Raw genomic sequence first — 16,930 nt, 5'->3', positions numbered from 1 at the left:
CAGATGCTCCGAATCGTGGTGGCCGACGACAACCCGGTGGTCCGCGCCGGTCTGACCGCCCTCCTGTCCGGCCGCGAGGACATCACGGTGGTCGCCGAGTCCGCCAACGGCAGTGAGGCCTGCGACGCGGCCCGCCGCCACCGCCCCGACCTCGTCCTCCTCGACGTCCGCATGCCCGGCGTCGACGGCCTCTCCGCCCTTCCCCACCTCGTCCCGCTGGCCCCGGTCATGATGCTCACCTACAGCCACGAGTCCCGGATCGTCCGGGAGGCGGTACGACTCGGAGCGAGCGGCTACCTCGTCCACGGCGAGTTCACCGTGGAGCAACTGCTCACCGCCGTCCGGGACATCAGGTCGGGCCGGCCGCACTTCACGCCCACTGCGGCGACCGCGCTAACGACTGCACATGAAATCGCCGAACTCCCAGTGGTCTCAAGCCAAATTCCCTCCCCAAACCTTTCGCAACTGCAACCATATGTGGGACAGTCAATGAAGTCACGGTTCCGGCTGAGCACAAGGGAGGCGGAGATCATGGACCTCATCGCAACCGGCCTGAACAACCAGCAGATCGCCGCCTCCTGCTTCATCAGCGAGAAGACCGTCAAGAACCACATCAACCGCATCTTCGCCAAGCTCCACAGCACCAGCCGTTCCCAGGCCGCGGCCAAGTGGCTCGGGGTGGCGTGAAGTGCGCCGGGATTGGGCCCAGGGGCCCTGTGGAGACCGGGGCCCCCGGCCATACGGTGCCGGGGTCGGAAGCGAACCCCGGAGGGAACACCATGAGCGACCTGATGCTGAAGACGGCCGTGGCGACCAAGGTTCGCGTGAGCGGCTGGAAGAACACGACGGCCGAGGCACTGCGACGCCGGGCGGGGGACAGGGGGCAGACGGCGGTCGAGTATCTGGGGATCATCGCGGTGGTGGTGGCGATCGTGCTGGCGATCACGGGAACCAACATCGGCCAGACGATCCTCAACAAGATTCAGGAAAAGATCAACGAAATCACCTGAAGCTCCCCCGCAAGTACAGCGACGCAGGGCAGGCCTTCCCCATCTACATCACGGTGGTGGCGGGTCTGCTCTTTCTTGCGTTCGCCTACCTTGCGGTCGGTCAGGCCGCGGCGAACCGGAACGGTGCCCAGACGGCTGCAGACGCGGCGGCGCTCGCAGCGGCTCAGGACACGCGCGATCAGTTGGCGGGGAAGTGGTTGGAGGACGTACTTGATCCGACCAAGTGGCAGGACGTCTTCGACGGGAAGGTTCCGGTCGACCCCTCGTGCTGGCGGGCCTATCAGCTTGCCGCGAGCAACGATGCCCAGGTGCAGAACTGTACTGCGCCGGATCCCTTTACCTACACCGTCGACGTCCAGACCAACAGGCCTGTTGGAGACTCCGTCGTGCCTGGCACGGAGAACACCAAATCGACGGCGTCAGCCAAAGCCGTGATCGAGCCACTCTGCACCTTCAAGCTCCCCGGCGAGGATGTCGAGGGCGATGCTTTGCCGCTACTGACTTGCAAGGACAGGGACTGGGACCTGAATCCCGACGATCCCACGCATCTTCCCGGGCCCGAGGATCTCTTCAACGTCCACCTGGCCGACTGACAAGCGAACGACGATTGAAGAAGGAAGCAGAGCGATGAGCATTCGGTTCACTGCGAAGGCCCGCAGGGGAATGGCCGCGTTGACCGTTGCGGCCGGTCTCGCTGTCGGTGTGACCGGCTGCGGTAGCGGTGGCGACGACCACACGAAGCCGAAAACATCGGCGTCCGCATCCAAGGCCGATGGGTCCGGACCAAGTGCCCAGGAGGGACAGTCGGAGACGCCTTTGGCCGAGCTCAAGGGAACAAACGGACTGCTTCTGCAAATCACCTCCGCGGAACGGGACCCGGGCGGGTTCGTCACAGTGAACGGGAATCTCAAGAACGACGCGGCCAAGTCGGTGGTCGTCCCCGCACAGGTCAGTGGTGACGAGACGGAGATCGTCAAGCACGGTCCCTCTCTCGGTGGTGCCACTCTCGTGGACTCCAAGGGAAAGAAGCGCTACTACGTGCTCCGTGACACGGAAGGCCGACCGCTCACCACGACCGCCCTTGCAACCCTCGCCGCCGGCCAGAGTCTCCCAGTCTTCATGCAGTTTCCGTCGCCACCGGAAGGAACCACCGAACTAACCCTCCAACTACCCACCTTCTCCAGCGGCACCATCCAGATCTCCGGGTGAGGCCCCAGTGACCACCAAACCCCGCCTCCCCCTCACCCTCCTGGCCGTCACCCTCCTCGCCGCCACAAACCTCGGCGCGGCCCACGCCGACGACACCGACCCCAGCGTCCCCCCAGGCACCGAGCCCTCCGCCTCCGCCCCCGTCGAGGTGGACCCCACCGACCCGGATCTGAAGCTCCCCGAGGGTGCCACTCTGGCCGAGGCCAAGGTTCTGGACATCAAGTCGGTGGTGGAGGACCAGAGCGGAGACGAGCGCCGCGAGGACACCAACGCGGACGTGAAGTTCGCCCTCCAGGCAGAGGTGCTGTTCAGCAAGGACAGCGCGAAACTGAGCGAGGAGGCGAAGGCCCGCATCGCCGCGATCGCCGAGGAGATCAAGAAGCAGAACGCGACCCAGGTCAGAGTCTTCGGCTTCACGGACAACCTGGGTTCCTCGGCACACGGCGACGTCCTGTCCAAGCAGCGCGCCAACGCCGTACAGGCGGTCCTGGACCAGGACCTGAACGACTCGGACGTCACCTTCGAGGTGCGGGGCTACGGCGAGCAGTACCCGATCGCGGACAACTCCTCGGAGGAGGGCCGCAGGAAGAACCGCCGGGTCGAGGTCACCTTCCCGCGCGGGGGGAGTTGACGCGCCCCGGCGCGGCGGCGGGATCCTTGGATGCCGGGTGATCTGGACCGCCGGCCGGGGCGGCTGCGCGCAGTGCGGCTTCGACCCGGCGGTTGCTGGTCATGGATGCCGTGACGGCCGTCATCGCCAGGAGGAGGATGGCGGCGGCGTAGAGCGGGGTGCGGATGTCGTAGGTGGTGGCCAGCCAGCCGCCGAGGAAGGCCCCTAGGGGGGCGGCGCACATGGCCAGCATGCGGGAGGTGGAGGCGACCCGGCCCATGAGGTGGGCCGGGACGATCGCCTGCCGGAGGGAGGGGCCGAGGACCATCGTGGCGCCCATGCCGGCCCCGCAGACGGCGAGCGCCAGCCCGGCCACGTACGGGTTCGGGGCAGCGGCCAGGCTCAGGATGGCAAGCCCTTCGACGGCGGCTGTGCAGGTCAGTGCGGTGCCGGTGCCGAGTCGTCGGCCAAGGTAGGAGGCGATGCCCGCACCGAGCAGGCCGCCGGTGGCCTCCGCCGTGAGGAGCAGGCCGAAGCCGTAGGTGTCGATGCCGAGTCGGTCGTGCGCGAAGAGGGCGAGGACGGTCTCCACGGCGAGGAAGGCGACGTTCCCGACCGCCGGGCGGAGCGCGAGCCCGAGCAGCACCCGGTCCCGGAAGACGTACGAGGCCCCGGCCCGAGCCTGCCGAAGCAGCGACTCGTGGATCTCCGGCACGGGCCGGGGCATGGCGGGCAGCGTACGTACGAGCAGTGCGGAGAGCGCGAACGACACCGCGTCGGCGAGCAGCGGAACCGCCCGCCCGAGCGCGAGCAGGGCACTGCCCGCAGGCGGCCCCGCGAAGCCGGACGCGGCGGTCTGGGTGCCGCGCAGGCGGGAGTTGGCGCGCTCCAGGAGCGCGGGGTCGCGGCCGAGCAGATCCGGCAGATAGGCCGTGGCGGCCGTGTCGAAGAAGAGTCCACCGAGGCCGAGCAGGAAGGCGACGGCCGCGAGCAGTGGAATGCTCAGCACGTCGAGCGCGGCCGCTGCCGCCGGTATCGCGAGCAGCACCGCACGTGCCGCGTCCATGACCCACATCGTGCGCCGACGGTCCCAGCGGTCCACCAGCGCACCGCCGAGCACCCCGAAGAGCAGCCACGGCAGCGTTCCGGCGGCCGTGACGACGGCGAGCGCCATCGGATCCCGCGTCAACGTCAACGCGAGCAGCGGCAGCGCGGCATGCGACACCCCGTCACCGAGCGAGGACACCGTCTGCGCAGTCCACAGCCGTCCGAATCCGGTCGGTAAATTCCGTATGTATGAGGTCACTTGGCGTCCCCTTCGGCCTGCTCGCGCGGTGTCGGGTGGAACAGTGCGAAGACGAGTGACGCGTCCGGCAGCGACGGATCGGACAGCTCCCGGTACTCGTCCGCCAATGCCTGCAGCCGCGCCCCCAGCTCCGCGAACTGCTCCTCGGTGAGCCGCAGATGCGCCATCCGCACGTGCCGCTCGCCGTCCACCGGCGACGCCTCCAGATCCGCCACCGCATGCCGCATCAGCACATCCGGCCCGCCCTCGGCCGGATCCGGCAGCACGATCGCCCGCGCGGCCATCGCGTAATACCGCTCGGTGACCCCCCGCACCTTCCGCGTCCGCACCACCTTCACCAGGCCGGCCCGCTCCAGCAGCCGCACGTGATAGCTGGAACTCCCCTTCGCAAGGCCAACCCGCTCGGCGATCTGCGTGATCGTCGCCGGCTCGAAGCGGAGCACGGCCATGATCCGGTGACGCGTGAGATTGGAGACGGCGCGCAGCTGGTCGTCAGTGGTGACGTGAAACGTCTCGGGAAGGTCATCGGTAGGCATGCGAGCAATGGTCAACGATTCTTGACCATTGAGCAAGGGGATTTCGCGCCACCGTTTTCCGACATGAGCCGCGATCAAAATCGGGTACGCCCGGGTGTCGAGCCCTCTCGCTCGACCGCCACCCGCACCCCCACCCGCACCCCCCATCCCTCCATGGCCCCCGCCCCGGCCTCCAGTACATGCCGGGACCGGAGCCGGGGTAGGCCCAGGCGGCCGGGCCGCATGGTGCGTACGGCGATGACGGTGAGCCGGCGGTCGAGGTAGGCGACGTCGATGGGTATCCGCATACGAAAGGTGTGCACGCTGCCGGCGGGCGAGAGCAGCATGGCCCCGTCGACGGAGTCCCGCCCCAGCAGTCCTCTGGTGCGTGCCCGGTAGGAGGCGGCGATCTCCAGCGGAACGGTGACCGCCCCGCCCTCCGCCGGCACGACCAAGGTCCCCCGCCCGTCCCGCCACCGCCCCATGCGGGCCCCCTCCGCCGTACCGCCGCAAGCCGTCCGGGCCGACGTTATCGACGATCGAGGGGGGAAGACCCCGGCACGGGCCGCACGGGCCTCATTCCGGTACGCCCCAGACCGCCACGCTCACCCCGTGCGCCAGCTCCTCGATGTCCGAGGCGGCCCGGATGATCTGCGCGGTGTCGTCGGTGGCGGTCCACAGCACCACGTCGGCGCCGATCGCCTCGTCCCGCCACGCGTACCGCAGTCCGGCGACCACCTCGGCCGTGCCGTCCTGCCGCAGGTACCGAAACGCCCGCAGCCCCTCACCGAGCAGCTCCGTGCGGAAGGTCTCGGCGGCCGGCAGGTCGAGGGCGTCCGGATCCTCCGCGCCGACGAGGAACCGAAGCGTCTGCTCACGGTCCCCGTACGCGGGCTTGACCATGGCGAAGAGCTGCAGCGGCGGACTCGTCGGTTCCCACACCCGCAACAGCACCCGGGTGTCGAAGGGCGCGGGCGCGAAGGCCTCCGCGAAGCGGCACAACGTCTCCGCGAGGAAGAGGACCCCCGGCCCGCCCGGCCCAGCCGGTTCGCCTCCGTACGCTCGCCAGAAGAGCTCGGCACACTCCCGCGCCCACCCGCCGATGTCCCGCCACTCCTCGGCATCCCAGCGCGGCGGAATCTCCAGCCACCGGCTCGGGTCGTACTCGATGTCGAGGACGAACTCGTGCTCCAGCGCGACCAGGGGCTCGGTCATGTCCAACTCCAGCCGAAGAGGCCTCAGCTCTATCGCGCGCACGTTCACCGGCACGCACGCGGAGGCAGGGTGACAACGGAACTTACGGCACGACCCGCGCACGCCCACCACGGCTCCTCACCACCCGACTCTCCCCAGCCCCCGAAGTCCCCCACGGCGCCCGGCCGATCCACGGGCCGCGATTCACCCCTTCTATTCGATGAAAGGCTCGCCGCCGGTTGACAGCCTGGATAGAAAAGTCACCATGACGACACTAGGCGCCGTATTCCGTCCCCAACTCCCCCCAGAACGCCTCCGATTCATCGCCGAGCTGGCGGATCGGGCAGGGCTGGAGGAGTTGTGGCTGTGGGAGGACTGCTTCCGGGAGGGCGGGATCTCGACGGCTGCCGCCGCTCTCGCGTGGACCGAGAGGGTGCGGGTCGGGGTCGGGCTGTTGCCGGTGCCGTTGCGGAACGTCGCGGTCAGCGCGATGGAGGCGGCGGGGCTGCACCGGATGTTCCCGGGGCGGGCCGTGGTCGTCGTCGGGCACGGGGTGCAGGAGTGGATGGGGCAGGTCGGGGCGCGGGTCGAGTCGCCGGTGACGCTGCTGCGGGAGCATCTCCTCGCGCTGCGGGCCCTGTTGCGCGGGGAGCGGCTCACGGTCGAGGGGCGGTACGTGAAGCTGGACGACGTCGCCCTCGACTGGCCGCCGGAGGCTCCCGTGGAGGTGCTCGCCGGCGCCACCGGCCCGCGTACGCTGCGGCTGTCCGGGGAGGCGGCGGACGGCACGGTCCTCACGGCGGGCACGCCGCCAGAGGGCGTGCGCACGGCACGGCGGCTCATCGACGAGGGGAGGGCGGCGGCGGGGCGGTCCGGGCCCCACAAGGTCGTCGTCTATCTGCTCGCCGCCACCGGGGCGGACGCCTCCGATCGCCTGCGCGCCGAGCTGGCGGCCGAGGAGCTCGCCCATGTGCCGGATCTCGGTGTCGCGGGGGACGCGGGCGCCGTCGCGGAGGCCGTGCGCAGGCTCGCGGACGCCGGGGCCGACACCGTGGTCCTGCAGCCGACGGGGGACGAGCCCGACCCGGAGGGATTCGTGCGGTTCGCGGCCGAGGAGGTCAGGCCCCTCGTGCCCTGAGGACCGTCTACCGCCGTGGCGCGGGCCGTTGTCAGTGCCCGGTGCCACACTCGGCGCCATGACCGAGACCCATGACGACCACGTACAGCTGCGCGACGTCATCGATGCCGACCTCGAGTTCTTCCTCGCCTACGAGCACGATCCGGAAGCCGTCCGGCGGTCGCGGTTCACGCCCCGGCCCCGGGACGTCTTCCTGACGCACTGGCGGGAGAACGTCCTGGGCGACCCGGGCTGCCTGGTGCGGACCGTCACCGTGGGCGGCGAGGTGGCCGGGAGCATCGTGTCCTGGTGGGAGGGCGACCGCCGCTTCCTCGGGTACTGGCTCGGGCGGCCGTACTGGGGGAAGGGCATCGGCAGCCGGGCCCTGACCCGCTTTCTCCTGCATGAGCCCGTCCGGCCGTTGTACGCCGACCCGTTCGCCGGGAACACCGCCTCCGTCCGCCTCCTGGAGAAGCACGGCTTCGAACACGACGGCACGCTGCGGCACGGCGAGGACGAGCATGTGCTGCTCGTGCTCCGGGACCCGGAGAGGGCGCGGTGATCGAGGACGTGGGGAGTTCCGCACCCCCCGAGCCGGTCAGACCGCGCCTGTGACGGGCGGGCGAACGCCCGTCGCCCCGTCGATGAGTTCCCGCAGGATGTCCATGTGCCCGGCGTGCCGCGCGGTTTCCTCGATCATGTGGGTGAGGGTCCAGCGCAGGGAGACGGGATGGTCCCGCCAGGCCGGCCGGCCCAGGGTGTCCAGGGGCAGCTCGGTGATCGTGCGGTCGGCGGCGGCGCGGGCGCGGCCGTAGAAGGCGACGATCCGTTCCGTGGTCTCGTCGGGGGCGGCGGTCATGTCCTCGTCGGTGTACGGGTCGAACCACAGCGGCTCGACCTCGCGGCCGAAGGTGCCGACGAGCCAGCCGTACTCGACCGACGCCAGGTGCTTGACCAGGCCGAGGAGGTTGGTCCCGGACGGGGTCATCGGGCGCCGCACCAGCTCCTCGCCGAGGCCCTCCAGCTTCCAGAGGACCGCGTCCCGCTGCCGGTCGAGACTCGCGTGCAGTATCGCCTTCTCGTCGGCCGCGTAGGCCGACCCCCCGCCCGTGTCAGCTGTCATGCCGGGAAAATTAGCAGCCGCGCGAGCCGTGTCCTGTCACGATTTCCCCATGGCACCCGACACCTCCACCTCAAGCCGCCGCACCTTCGAAGACCTGGTCGCCGAAGGCGCCGCCGTGCCCACCGAGGGCTGGGACTTCTCCTGGTTCGAGGGACGGGCCACCGAGGCGCGGCCCTCGTGGGGATACGCCCGCTCGGCGGGCGACCGGCTGGCCCGCGCCACCGCCGCGCTGGACATCCAGACCGGGGGAGGGGAGGTGCTGGACTTCGCCCTCGGCAGGGCGGCCCCGGCCCGGCCCGTACTGGCCGCCGCCACCGAGGGCTGGCCGCCGAACGTCGCCAAGGCGACCGCCCTGCTGCGGCCCCGCGGGGTCGTGGTGGTCGCCACGCCCGAGGACGCGCCGCCGCCCTTCGCCGACGAGGCCTTCGACCTGGTGCTCAGCCGGCATCCGGTGAGCCCGCGGTGGGAGGAGATCGCCCGGGTGCTGCGGCCGGGGGGTACGTACTTCGCCCAGCATGTGGGGCCGCACAGCGTGTTCGAGCTCGTGGAGTTCTTCCTCGGGCCGCAGCCGGAGAGCGTGCGCGGCGGACGCCACCCCGACCGCGAGCGGGCCGGCGCCGAGGCGGCGGGGCTGGAGGTCGTCGATCTGCGGGCCGAGCGGCTGCGGATGGAGTTCCACGACATCGCCGCCGTCGTCCACTTCCTGCGCAAGGTCGTCTGGATGGTGCCGGGCTTCACCGTCGAGGCGTACGAGCCGCGGCTACGCGCCCTGCACGAGCGGATCGAGGCCCACGGCCCCTTCGTGGCGCACAGCACCCGTCACCTCTTCGACGCGCGGAAGCCGGAACAGCCCGGGGGCCGGAAGCGGTAATCGGGCGATCGGTGCGTAGGTGGACAAGCTGACGCCGAGTTCACCTTCCATCTCCCTGGAGTTTCCACATCGTTATCCCGGGCGTCTCGAATCCGCACGGCGACCCACGTAAGTTCAGACCAAGGTAATTCGCGTAAGCAAAGCTGCGCGGGCGGCACCGCGCGGCGGAGGGGGCTGCGCGGTGCCCGAATCCGGTCCGGGCGCACGTCAAGCGTTCGTTCGCGACCGGGTCGCCCATCGGGGGGACGGGGAGGACAACTCGCCGAACGGCCCTCAAGGTGCCGCAAAACCTCATAATCTCTCCTTATGTGGCCCGAATCCCTGGGAATCAGCTGTGAATCGGCCATGTGAACCCGCTGAACGAAGAGTTCCACACTCAGCGCCACGTCGTCGGGCGACTCCGGAGAGTAGTTGTGGCGCGCTGATGCACACGCCGGCCCTTACGAAGGGTTATGGTGGAAACCCCCCCTCGGGCCGGTCCGTCTCCCCCCCACGGACCGGCCCGTTTTTTCTGCCCGCGGGAGTGGGTCCTCCACTCGGCCGCACTCACCCACCACCAACGCCCGGAATCCCGTGCCGAAGTCCCGCAGAGGTAGGCTTCGCCCGCGGGGACCGCCACACCGGAGGGGCTGACAATCACGTGAACCTGCGCGACAGGCTGCGCGGCCTGCTGGTCAGGCTGTACGCACACCGGGTGGAAGGCCACCTGGACCACGCTCAGGTGCCCAAGCACATCGGCGTCATCATGGACGGCAACCGCCGCTGGGCGAAGGCCTCCGGCTCCAGCACGGTCCACGGTCACCGGGTCGGCGCCGACAAGATCGAGGAGTTCCTCGGCTGGTGCACCGAGACGGACGTCGAGGTCGTCACGCTCTGGCTGCTGTCCACGGACAACCTCGACCGGCCGAAGGACGAGCTCGTCCCGCTCCTCGGCATCATCGAGGACGTCGTCCGCACCCTGGCCGCCGACGGCCGCTGGCGGGTGCACCACGTCGGCACCCCGGACATCCTCCCCTCGCAGATGCAGACCGCGCTGAAGGAGGCCGAGGAGACCACCGCGCACGTCGACGGGATACTGGTCAACGTCGCCATCGGCTACGGCGGCCGCCAGGAGATCGCCGACGCCGTCCGCTCGATGCTCTTCGAAGCCCAGGACAAGGGCGTCTCACTGGAGGAGCTCGCCGACTCCGTCGACGTCGACATGATCGGACGTCACCTCTACACCGGTGCCCAGCCCGACCCCGATCTGGTGATCCGCACCAGCGGCGAGCAGCGGCTGTCCGGATTCATGCTGTGGCAGACGGCCCACTCCGAGTACTACTTCTGTGAGGTCTTCTGGCCGGCCTTCCGCAAGGTCGACTTCCTGCGCGCCCTGCGCGACTACGCCGCACGTCACCGGCGTTACGGCGGCTGACCGGCGGGCGTCGGCCTCCGGGACGTACCCCTGGGGGAAAGACGTGCGTATACCCCATTTCAAGCGGGTGTAACAAGGAGTTCATCAGCGCGCTGTGTCATGCGTCTGCATGGCGCCGCTTGTTCGAGGGCATAAGCCAAGCAGGTCGACACCCGAACCACGGGTGTCGCATCTCAGTGGACGGCTCGGGGCCGTCCGCCCGGGAGGCCCTTTGCACCAGCCCGACCGTGCGGTCACTGCACGGACGCAGCCGCGGAGGGCCGGTTCTCGGCCCGCCGTGCGCGGAGGCCGTCAACCGGTCCAGCTCCACCTCGTCGCTCCCCGACCTCATCCGAGGGGGTACGTCCTTCCGTGGTGACCAGCACAAAGCGCCACAAGCCAGACCGGCGCACCTATGTTCTCGACACCAGCGTCCTGCTGGCCGACCCGAACGCCCTGACCCGCTTCGAGGAGCACGAGGTCGTGCTCCCCATCGTCGTGGTGACGGAGCTGGAGGCCAAGCGGCACCATCCCGAACTCGGCTACTTCGCCCGGCAGGCCCTGCGCCTGCTGGACGACTACCGGGTGAAGTACGGTCGCCTCGACGCCCCCATCCCGATCGGGGAACTCGGCGGGACGATCCGTGTCGAGCTCAACCACTCGGACCCCAGCGTGCTGCCCAGTGGCTACCGCTTGGGGGACAACGACTCCCGCATTCTCGCGGTCGCGCGCAACCTGCAGGCCGAGGGGTTCGACGTCACCGTCGTGTCGAAGGACCTGCCGCTCAGGATCAAGGCCTCCTCCGTCGGCCTCCTCGCCGAGGAGTACCGCGCGGAGCTCGCCATCACGGACTCCTCCGGCTGGACCGGGATGTCCGAACTGACGCTCTCCGGCGAGCAGGTGGACATCCTCTTCGAGGAAGGCCATGCGTATGTGCCGGAGGCCTCCGACCTCCCCGTGCACACCGGCCTGACGATCCAGTCGGAGCGCGGCAAGGCGCTCGGCCGGGTCACCGCGGAGGGCAACGTCCGTCTGGTGCGCGGCGACCGGGAGGCGTTCGGCATCAAGGGCCGCAGTGCCGAGCAGCGGATCGCGCTCGACCTGCTCCTCGACCCGGACGTCGGCATCGTCTCGATGGGCGGCCGGGCCGGCACCGGCAAGTCGGCGCTGGCGCTGTGCGCGGGTCTGGAGGCGGTCCTGGAGCGCCGCCAGCACCAGAAAGTGATGGTCTTCCGTCCGCTGTACGCGGTCGGCGGGCAGGAGCTGGGCTATCTGCCCGGTTCCGAGGCGGAGAAGATGAGCCCCTGGGCGCAGGCGGTCTTCGACACCCTCTCCGCGGTCACCAGCCGCGAGGTCATCGAGGAGGTCACCGCGCGCGGGATGCTGGAGGTCCTGCCGCTCACCCACATCCGCGGGCGCTCGCTGCACGACGCGTTCGTGATCGTGGACGAGGCGCAGTCGCTGGAGAGGAACGTACTTCTCACCGTTCTGTCCCGAATCGGCGCGAATTCACGCGTGGTTCTGACCCATGATGTGGCACAAAGGGACAATTTGCGGGTCGGCCGGTACGACGGTGTGGTCGCCGTCGTGGAGAAGCTGAAGGGGCATCCGCTCTTCGCGCATGTCACGCTGACCCGGTCTGAGAGGTCCCAGATCGCCGCGCTTGTGACGGAAATGCTCGAAGACGGGCATATCTGACCGGAGTTCAGTGGGCGCCGTCCGGCAAAAGGCCATGAGCCTAGCCGGGCGGCGCCTTCGTGTGTGGCCGTTTCGTGGAATCCCCCGGCTCAAACGGGATGTGAGCTTTCACACGCAACTCAGAATTGCCACCCGGCGTCCGGTTGCGGCAGAGTCTCATTCCTGTCAGGCCCCGCATACGACACACCTGTACCCCCAGCGGTACGGCACCACGTGAGCACCACCTCAACTCCATACCGACGTCGTATGCCGCCCGCGCACCACGCGGCGCTCCCCCTGGGGGAGTTGCCCACCGGGCCCGTGCCTCCCGTGACCCCGCAGTTGGGAGGCCAGCGCCAAGGGGCACGATTGCGTCCGCCAGGGTCACCGAAGCGGGCGATGCTGGAAGGAAACCGTGTGAGCCGGATTTCGGTCCGGGGATTCGCAGTGGCCTCGGCCACCGCGGTCACCGCCGTCGGAAGCGTCGTCGGAGTTGCCTCGGGCAGCGTCGCGCAGAACAACGACGCCGAGCCGACGGCCGCCGACACCACGCTGCTTGCGGACATCCCCGCGGGCCAGCAGGCCCAGGTGCAGACCGCGTCCCTGACGCAGCAGGCCGACACGCAGGCCATCGCCGCGGACTCGAGCGCCAAGAAGGACGCCGAGGAAGCGGCCCGCAAGGCGGCGGCCGAGACGGCTATCGCGAAGAAGGAGGCCGCCGAGAAGGCGGCGGCGAAGGCTGCCAAGGAGCGCGCCGAGACGAAGGCCGCGGCCAGCCGCAGCGACGTCCGCGATTCCTCCAGCTTCCCGGTCCAGGGCTCCTACTCCGTCGCGCAGATCCAGGCGATGGCGCGTCAGATCGTGGGCGCGGGACAGTTCCAGTGCTTCAGCAACATCGTGGACCACGAGTCCAGCTGGAACTACCGGGCGACCAACGCCTCCTCCGGCGCCTACGGCCTCGTCCAGGCACTGCCCGGCTCGAAGATGGCGTCCGCCGGTGCCGACTGGCAGACCAACCCGGCCACTCAGATCAAGTGGGGCCTCAGCTACATGAACGGCCGCTACGGCAGTCCGTGCGACGCCTGGGCGTTCTGGCAGGCGAACCACTACTACTGAGCCGCGCCACTCTCAACCCCGCGCAGCCCCTCCCCGTCCTACGGGGAGGGGCTGTTGCCATGTACGGTCGGACCCGGACGACTCCATGGGGGGAGTGGTGGAAAGCACCCGCGGACACGAGGGACACGGGGGAAGAGGACGGATCATGTCACGAGTGCCAGGGTGGCTCGGTCGGCTCGGAGCCGGACTGACCGAGGTGGGCGAGCGGTTGGACGAACGCAGGGCCGAGGTGGAGAAGGACCACAGCGGCTCCTCCGGCTCGTCGGCGCCCCAGGCCGAACCGGCGCCCATCGACTACCAGGCACCGGTCGTCGTCCCGGTCCGCCCCGATCCCGCCCAGGCGGTGCCGTGGGGCGTACGGGTCGCCGCCGAGGCCGGCTGGCGGCTGCTGGTGCTGGCCGGCACGGTCTGGGTGCTGATGCGGGTCATCAGCGCCGTACAGCTGGTGGTGCTCGCCTTCGCGACCGCGCTGCTCATCACCGCGCTGCTGCAGCCCACGGTGGCGCGGCTGAGGCGCTGGGGGCTGCCGCGGGGTCCTGCCACCGCGCTCACCGCGATCCTCGGCTTCGTCATCATGGGGCTGATGGGATGGTTCGTCACCTGGCAGGTGATGGAGAACATCGACAACCTCTCCGACCAGATCCAGGACGGCATCGACGAGCTGCGCAAGTGGCTGCTGAACAGCCCCTTCCACGTCACCGACAAGCAGATCAACCAGATCGCCAAGAACCTGCGGGAGGCGATCGGGGCGAACACCGACCAGATCACCTCGGCGGGCCTGGAGGGCGTGACGGTCGTCGTGGAGGCCCTCACGGGCATCCTGCTGACCATCTTCTCGACGCTCTTCCTGCTCTACGACGGCCGACGCATCTGGGAGTGGACGCTGAAGCTGGTGCCGGCGGCGGCGCGGCCGGGCGTGGCCGGAGCGGGTCCGCGCGCCTGGCGCACCCTCACGGCCTATGTCCGCGGCACGGTGATCGTCGCTCTCATCGACGCCATCTTCATCGGCCTCGGCATCTACTTCCTCGATGTCCCGATGGCCGTCCCGCTCGCGGTCTTCATCTTCCTCTTCGCCTTCATCCCGCTGGTCGGTGCGGTGGTCTCCGGCGCGCTGGCGGTGGTGGTGGCACTGGTCACCCAGGGCGTCTTCACGGCGGTGATGACGCTGCTGGTGGTCCTGGCGGTGCAGCAGATCGAGGGGCACATCCTCCAGCCGTTCATCCTCGGCCGGGCGGTACGGGTCCATCCGCTGGCGGTGGTGCTGTCCGTGGCCGCCGGGGGCATGATCGCGGGGATCGGCGGTGCGGTGGTGGCGGTGCCGCTGGTGGCGGTGACCAACACGGTGGTCGCCTACCTGCGGGCCTACTCCCACGAACAGACCCGCCGACTGGCCGCCGCCCAGGCCGAAGCGACGCCGGAGCCGGAAGCCGAGCCGACCGCCGAGCCCGCTTCCTAGGGCCTGCCCGGCGCGTCCCTGGGCAAGGGGCCCGCCAACGCCGAGGGCCCCGCCCACCCAAGGGTGAGCGGGGCCCGGAGGGAACCCGATCTACTCGGCGAGCAGCGCCTCGGCGTCCAGCGTCACGCCCACCGCCTGGATCACGGAGGCGATCTTGAAGGACTCCTGGATGACCTCACGGTCGATGCCGGCCTTGCGGAGCACCTGCTCGTGGGAGTCCAGGCACATGCCGCAGCCGTTGATGGCGGAGACCGCGAAGGACCACAGCTCGAAGTCGGCCTTGTCGACACCGGGGTTGCCGATGACGTTCATCCGCAGACCCGCCCGCAGGGTGCCGTACTCGTGGTCCGACAGCAGGTGGCGGGTGCGGTAGAAGACGTTGTTCATCGCCATGATCGCCGCGGCGGACTTCGCCGCCGTGTACGCCTCCGGCGTCAGGTTCGCCTTCGCCTCGGGCTCCAGCTCGCGCAGCACGATCGGGGAGCGGGAGGCGATCGCGGTCGCCAGCACCGTGCCCCACAGCTGCTGCGCCGGCAGCTCGGAGTTGCCGATGACCGAGCCCAGGTTGAGCTTCAGGTCCTTGGCGTAGTCCGGTATCCGGGACTTGAGGGAGTCGAGCGACATGTCAGGTCACTCCCCGGCCAGCAGCTTGACCGGGTCGAGCGTCTCGTCGCCCTTGCTCCAGTTGCACGGGCAGAGCTCGTCCGTCTGCAGCGCGTCCAGCACCCGCAGGACCTCCTTGGGGTTACGGCCGACCGAGCCCGCCGTGACCATGGAGAACTGGATCTCGTTGTTCTGGTCCACGACGAAGACCGCGCGCTTGGCGAAGCCGTCCTCGCCCTCGATGCCGAGGTCCCGCATCAGCTCGTGCTTGGAGTCGGCCATCATCGGGAACGGCAGGTCGCGCAGGTCGTCGTGGTCCTTGCGCCAGGCGTGGTGGACGAACTCGGAGTCACCGGAGAAGCCGAGAACCTGGGCGTCGCGGTCGGCGAACTCGTCGTTCAGCTTGCCGAACGCGGCGATCTCGGTCGGGCACACGAAGGTGAAGTCCTTGGGCCAGGCGAAGATGACCTTCCACTTGCCCTCGTAGGTCTTGTGGTCGATCGTCTCGAACTCCTTGCCCTTCTCCAGCGAGACGCAGGCGGTCAGTTCGAACTCGGGGAACTTGTCACCGACAGTGAGCACACGCTCTCCTTGCAGCGAAGAAGCACCTGGATCGCAGGTGTTTCCCATGGGTTGGACTTTTTCGATGTTGGCACAGGGTGCATTGATTCGGGAAATAGCTACACTCGGTCGTGTTGATCGGAGGTAGCTATCAGTGACCATGAGTAGCAGTAAGCGCAGGCAGCCCAGCCTTTCCCAGCTGCGCGCCTTCGCCGCGGTGGCCGAGCACCTGCACTTCCGGGACGCGGCGGCGGCCATCGGGATGAGCCAGCCCGCGCTGTCGGGGGCGGTGTCCGCCCTGGAGGAGGCCCTCGGGGTCACGCTCCTCGAGCGTACGACCCGCAAGGTGCTGCTCTCGCCCGCCGGTGAGCGTCTCGCCGTACGGGCGAAGGCCGTGCTGGACGAGGTCGGGGCGCTGCTGGAGGAGGCCGAGGCGGTCCGGGCGCCGTTCACGGGGGTGCTGCGGCTCGGGGTCATCCCGACCGTCGCGCCCTATCTGCTGCCCACCGTCCTCAACCTGGTCCACGACCGCTATCCGCACCTCGACCTCCAGGTGCACGAGGAGCAGACCGTCAGCCTCATCGACGGCCTGACCAGCGGACGGCTCGACCTGCTGCTGCTCGCCGTCCCGCTGGGCGTGCCCGGGGTCGTCGAACTCCCCCTCTTCGACGAGGACTTCGTGCTCGTCACCCCCCTCGAACACTGGCTCGGCGGCCGTGAGGGCATCCCGCGCGAGGCCCTGAAGGAGCTCAATCTGCTCCTCCTCGACGAGGGGCACTGCCTGCGCGACCAGGCGCTGGACATCTGCCGGGAGGCCGGACGGGAGGACGCGCCGGTCACCACCACGGCGGCGGGCCTGTCCACCCTGGTCCAGCTCGTCGCCGGCGGACTCGGCTGCACCCTGCTCCCGCGCACCGCCGTGAAGGTCGAGACGACCCGCAGCAACCAGCTCCTCACCGGCTACTTCGCCGAGCCCGCCCCGAGCCGTCGCATCGCCCTCGCCATGCGCGCCGGCGCGGCCCGCGGCGCCGAGTACCAGGAGCTCGCGACCGCCCTCCGGGAGGCCCTGCGACCGCTGCCCGTACGGGTCCTGGACCGGGCGTAGGACGACGGCGAGGGCCCCTTCCCGTCTCCCGGGAAAGGGGCCCTCGCGAACGCCGGACCGGAGT

At 69.6% G+C, this 16,930-nt stretch carries 20 protein-coding genes; 13 read left to right on the top strand and 7 right to left on the bottom strand.

All coding sequences use genetic code 11. The annotated features are described in order from the left end of the window. Positions 1-3 precede the first annotated feature (3 nt). The 5 genes from ACZ7L0_RS06245 (at position 4) to ACZ7L0_RS06225 (ending at position 2,850) form a co-directional block, all read left to right on the top strand. The gene (locus ACZ7L0_RS06245) at positions 4-687 is read left to right on the top strand and encodes a response regulator transcription factor (protein ID WP_471241243.1); all 684 of its coding nucleotides are present in this window, start codon (positions 4-6) and stop codon (positions 685-687) included. 92 nt (positions 688-779) lie between these two features. Further along, the gene (locus ACZ7L0_RS06240; protein WP_471241599.1) at positions 780-1,010 is read left to right on the top strand and encodes a Flp family type IVb pilin; all 231 of its coding nucleotides are present in this window, start codon (positions 780-782) and stop codon (positions 1,008-1,010) included. Further along, a complete protein-coding gene (locus ACZ7L0_RS06235) occupies positions 1,007-1,603 on the top strand; it encodes a pilus assembly protein TadG-related protein (protein WP_471241598.1) in 597 nt (198 codons plus the stop codon). The genes ACZ7L0_RS06240 and ACZ7L0_RS06235 overlap by 4 nt, the downstream gene beginning before the upstream one ends. 34 nt (positions 1,604-1,637) lie before the next feature. Beyond that, positions 1,638-2,219 (top strand): hypothetical protein, encoded by a 582-nt coding sequence (locus ACZ7L0_RS06230; protein WP_471241242.1) that lies wholly within the window; start codon positions 1,638-1,640, stop codon positions 2,217-2,219. 7 nt (positions 2,220-2,226) lie between these two features. Beyond that, entirely contained in the window at positions 2,227-2,850 is a 624-nt protein-coding gene (locus ACZ7L0_RS06225; protein WP_471241241.1) for an OmpA family protein, read from the top strand. Here the strand turns inward: ACZ7L0_RS06225 and ACZ7L0_RS06220 are convergent. The 4 genes from ACZ7L0_RS06220 to ACZ7L0_RS06205 all read right to left on the bottom strand — a co-directional run bounded on the left by ACZ7L0_RS06220 (position 2,825) and on the right by ACZ7L0_RS06205 (position 5,865). Next, positions 2,825-4,135 carry an MFS transporter gene (locus ACZ7L0_RS06220; protein WP_471241240.1) on the bottom strand — a complete coding sequence of 437 codons (1,311 nt, stop codon included), beginning with the start codon at positions 4,133-4,135 and terminating at the stop codon, positions 2,825-2,827. The genes ACZ7L0_RS06225 and ACZ7L0_RS06220 overlap by 26 nt on opposite strands. Beyond that, entirely contained in the window at positions 4,132-4,671 is a 540-nt protein-coding gene (locus ACZ7L0_RS06215) for an ArsR/SmtB family transcription factor (RefSeq protein WP_471241239.1), read from the bottom strand. The genes ACZ7L0_RS06220 and ACZ7L0_RS06215 overlap by 4 nt, the downstream gene beginning before the upstream one ends. Before the next feature lie 74 nt (positions 4,672-4,745). Continuing rightward, positions 4,746-5,135: a DUF192 domain-containing protein gene (locus ACZ7L0_RS06210; protein WP_471241238.1), complete on the bottom strand. Its 390-nt coding sequence runs from the start codon at positions 5,133-5,135 to the stop codon at positions 4,746-4,748. Positions 5,136-5,226: 91 nt separating this feature from the next. Continuing rightward, entirely contained in the window at positions 5,227-5,865 is a 639-nt protein-coding gene (locus tag ACZ7L0_RS06205; RefSeq protein WP_471241237.1) for a hypothetical protein, read from the bottom strand. Between the two features lie 244 nt (positions 5,866-6,109). Here ACZ7L0_RS06205 and ACZ7L0_RS06200 point away from each other — a divergent pair, with 244 nt between their 5' ends. Both ACZ7L0_RS06200 and ACZ7L0_RS06195 read left to right on the top strand, forming a co-directional pair. Beyond that, the gene (locus ACZ7L0_RS06200) at positions 6,110-6,982 is read left to right on the top strand and encodes an LLM class flavin-dependent oxidoreductase (RefSeq protein ID WP_471241236.1); all 873 of its coding nucleotides are present in this window, start codon (positions 6,110-6,112) and stop codon (positions 6,980-6,982) included. 58 nt (positions 6,983-7,040) lie between these two features. Continuing rightward, positions 7,041-7,523 carry a GNAT family N-acetyltransferase gene (locus tag ACZ7L0_RS06195; protein WP_471241235.1) on the top strand — a complete coding sequence of 161 codons (483 nt, stop codon included), beginning with the start codon at positions 7,041-7,043 and terminating at the stop codon, positions 7,521-7,523. A 36-nt stretch (positions 7,524-7,559) separates the two neighbouring features. Here the strand turns inward: ACZ7L0_RS06195 and ACZ7L0_RS06190 are convergent, their stop codons facing one another. After that, the gene (locus tag ACZ7L0_RS06190) at positions 7,560-8,084 is read right to left on the bottom strand and encodes a DinB family protein (RefSeq protein ID WP_471241234.1); all 525 of its coding nucleotides are present in this window, start codon (positions 8,082-8,084) and stop codon (positions 7,560-7,562) included. A gap of 49 nt (positions 8,085-8,133) precedes the next feature. On the opposite strand from ACZ7L0_RS06190, the gene ACZ7L0_RS06185 reads away from it, so the two are divergent. The 5 genes from ACZ7L0_RS06185 (at position 8,134) to ACZ7L0_RS06165 (ending at position 14,597) form a co-directional block, all read left to right on the top strand. Continuing rightward, positions 8,134-8,955, top strand: coding sequence for a methyltransferase domain-containing protein (locus ACZ7L0_RS06185; RefSeq protein WP_471241233.1), 822 nt, complete (start codon positions 8,134-8,136; stop codon positions 8,953-8,955). Positions 8,956-9,595: 640 nt separating this feature from the next. Next, the gene (locus tag ACZ7L0_RS06180; RefSeq protein ID WP_471241232.1) at positions 9,596-10,369 is read left to right on the top strand and encodes an isoprenyl transferase; all 774 of its coding nucleotides are present in this window, start codon (positions 9,596-9,598) and stop codon (positions 10,367-10,369) included. 351 nt (positions 10,370-10,720) lie between these two features. Beyond that, positions 10,721-12,046: a PhoH family protein gene (locus tag ACZ7L0_RS06175; RefSeq protein WP_471241231.1), complete on the top strand. Its 1,326-nt coding sequence runs from the start codon at positions 10,721-10,723 to the stop codon at positions 12,044-12,046. Positions 12,047-12,442: 396 nt separating this feature from the next. Continuing rightward, positions 12,443-13,141 carry an aggregation-promoting factor C-terminal-like domain-containing protein gene (locus tag ACZ7L0_RS06170; RefSeq protein WP_471241230.1) on the top strand — a complete coding sequence of 233 codons (699 nt, stop codon included), beginning with the start codon at positions 12,443-12,445 and terminating at the stop codon, positions 13,139-13,141. A gap of 145 nt (positions 13,142-13,286) precedes the next feature. Further along, positions 13,287-14,597, top strand: a complete 1,311-nt coding sequence (locus tag ACZ7L0_RS06165) for an AI-2E family transporter (protein WP_471241229.1) — start codon at positions 13,287-13,289, stop codon at positions 14,595-14,597. A 90-nt stretch (positions 14,598-14,687) separates the two neighbouring features. Here the strand turns inward: ACZ7L0_RS06165 and ACZ7L0_RS06160 are convergent, their stop codons facing one another. Together ACZ7L0_RS06160 and ACZ7L0_RS06155 are read right to left on the bottom strand one after the other, a co-directional pair. Next, complete coding sequence (locus ACZ7L0_RS06160) at positions 14,688-15,221, bottom strand: alkyl hydroperoxide reductase (RefSeq protein WP_471241228.1); 534 nt, start codon at positions 15,219-15,221, stop codon at positions 14,688-14,690. Between the two features lie 6 nt (positions 15,222-15,227). Continuing rightward, positions 15,228-15,782 carry a peroxiredoxin gene (locus ACZ7L0_RS06155; RefSeq protein WP_471241227.1) on the bottom strand — a complete coding sequence of 185 codons (555 nt, stop codon included), beginning with the start codon at positions 15,780-15,782 and terminating at the stop codon, positions 15,228-15,230. 139 nt (positions 15,783-15,921) lie between these two features. On the opposite strand from ACZ7L0_RS06155, the gene ACZ7L0_RS06150 reads away from it, so the two are divergent. After that, on the top strand, positions 15,922-16,866 hold the full coding sequence (locus tag ACZ7L0_RS06150; RefSeq protein WP_471241226.1) for a LysR substrate-binding domain-containing protein: 945 nt from the start codon (positions 15,922-15,924) through the stop codon (positions 16,864-16,866). Positions 16,867-16,930 lie beyond the last annotated feature (64 nt).

The organism is Streptomyces sp. NPDC039424 (assembly GCF_055639495.1).
This window is presented reverse-complemented; position numbering and strand designations above follow the sequence as displayed.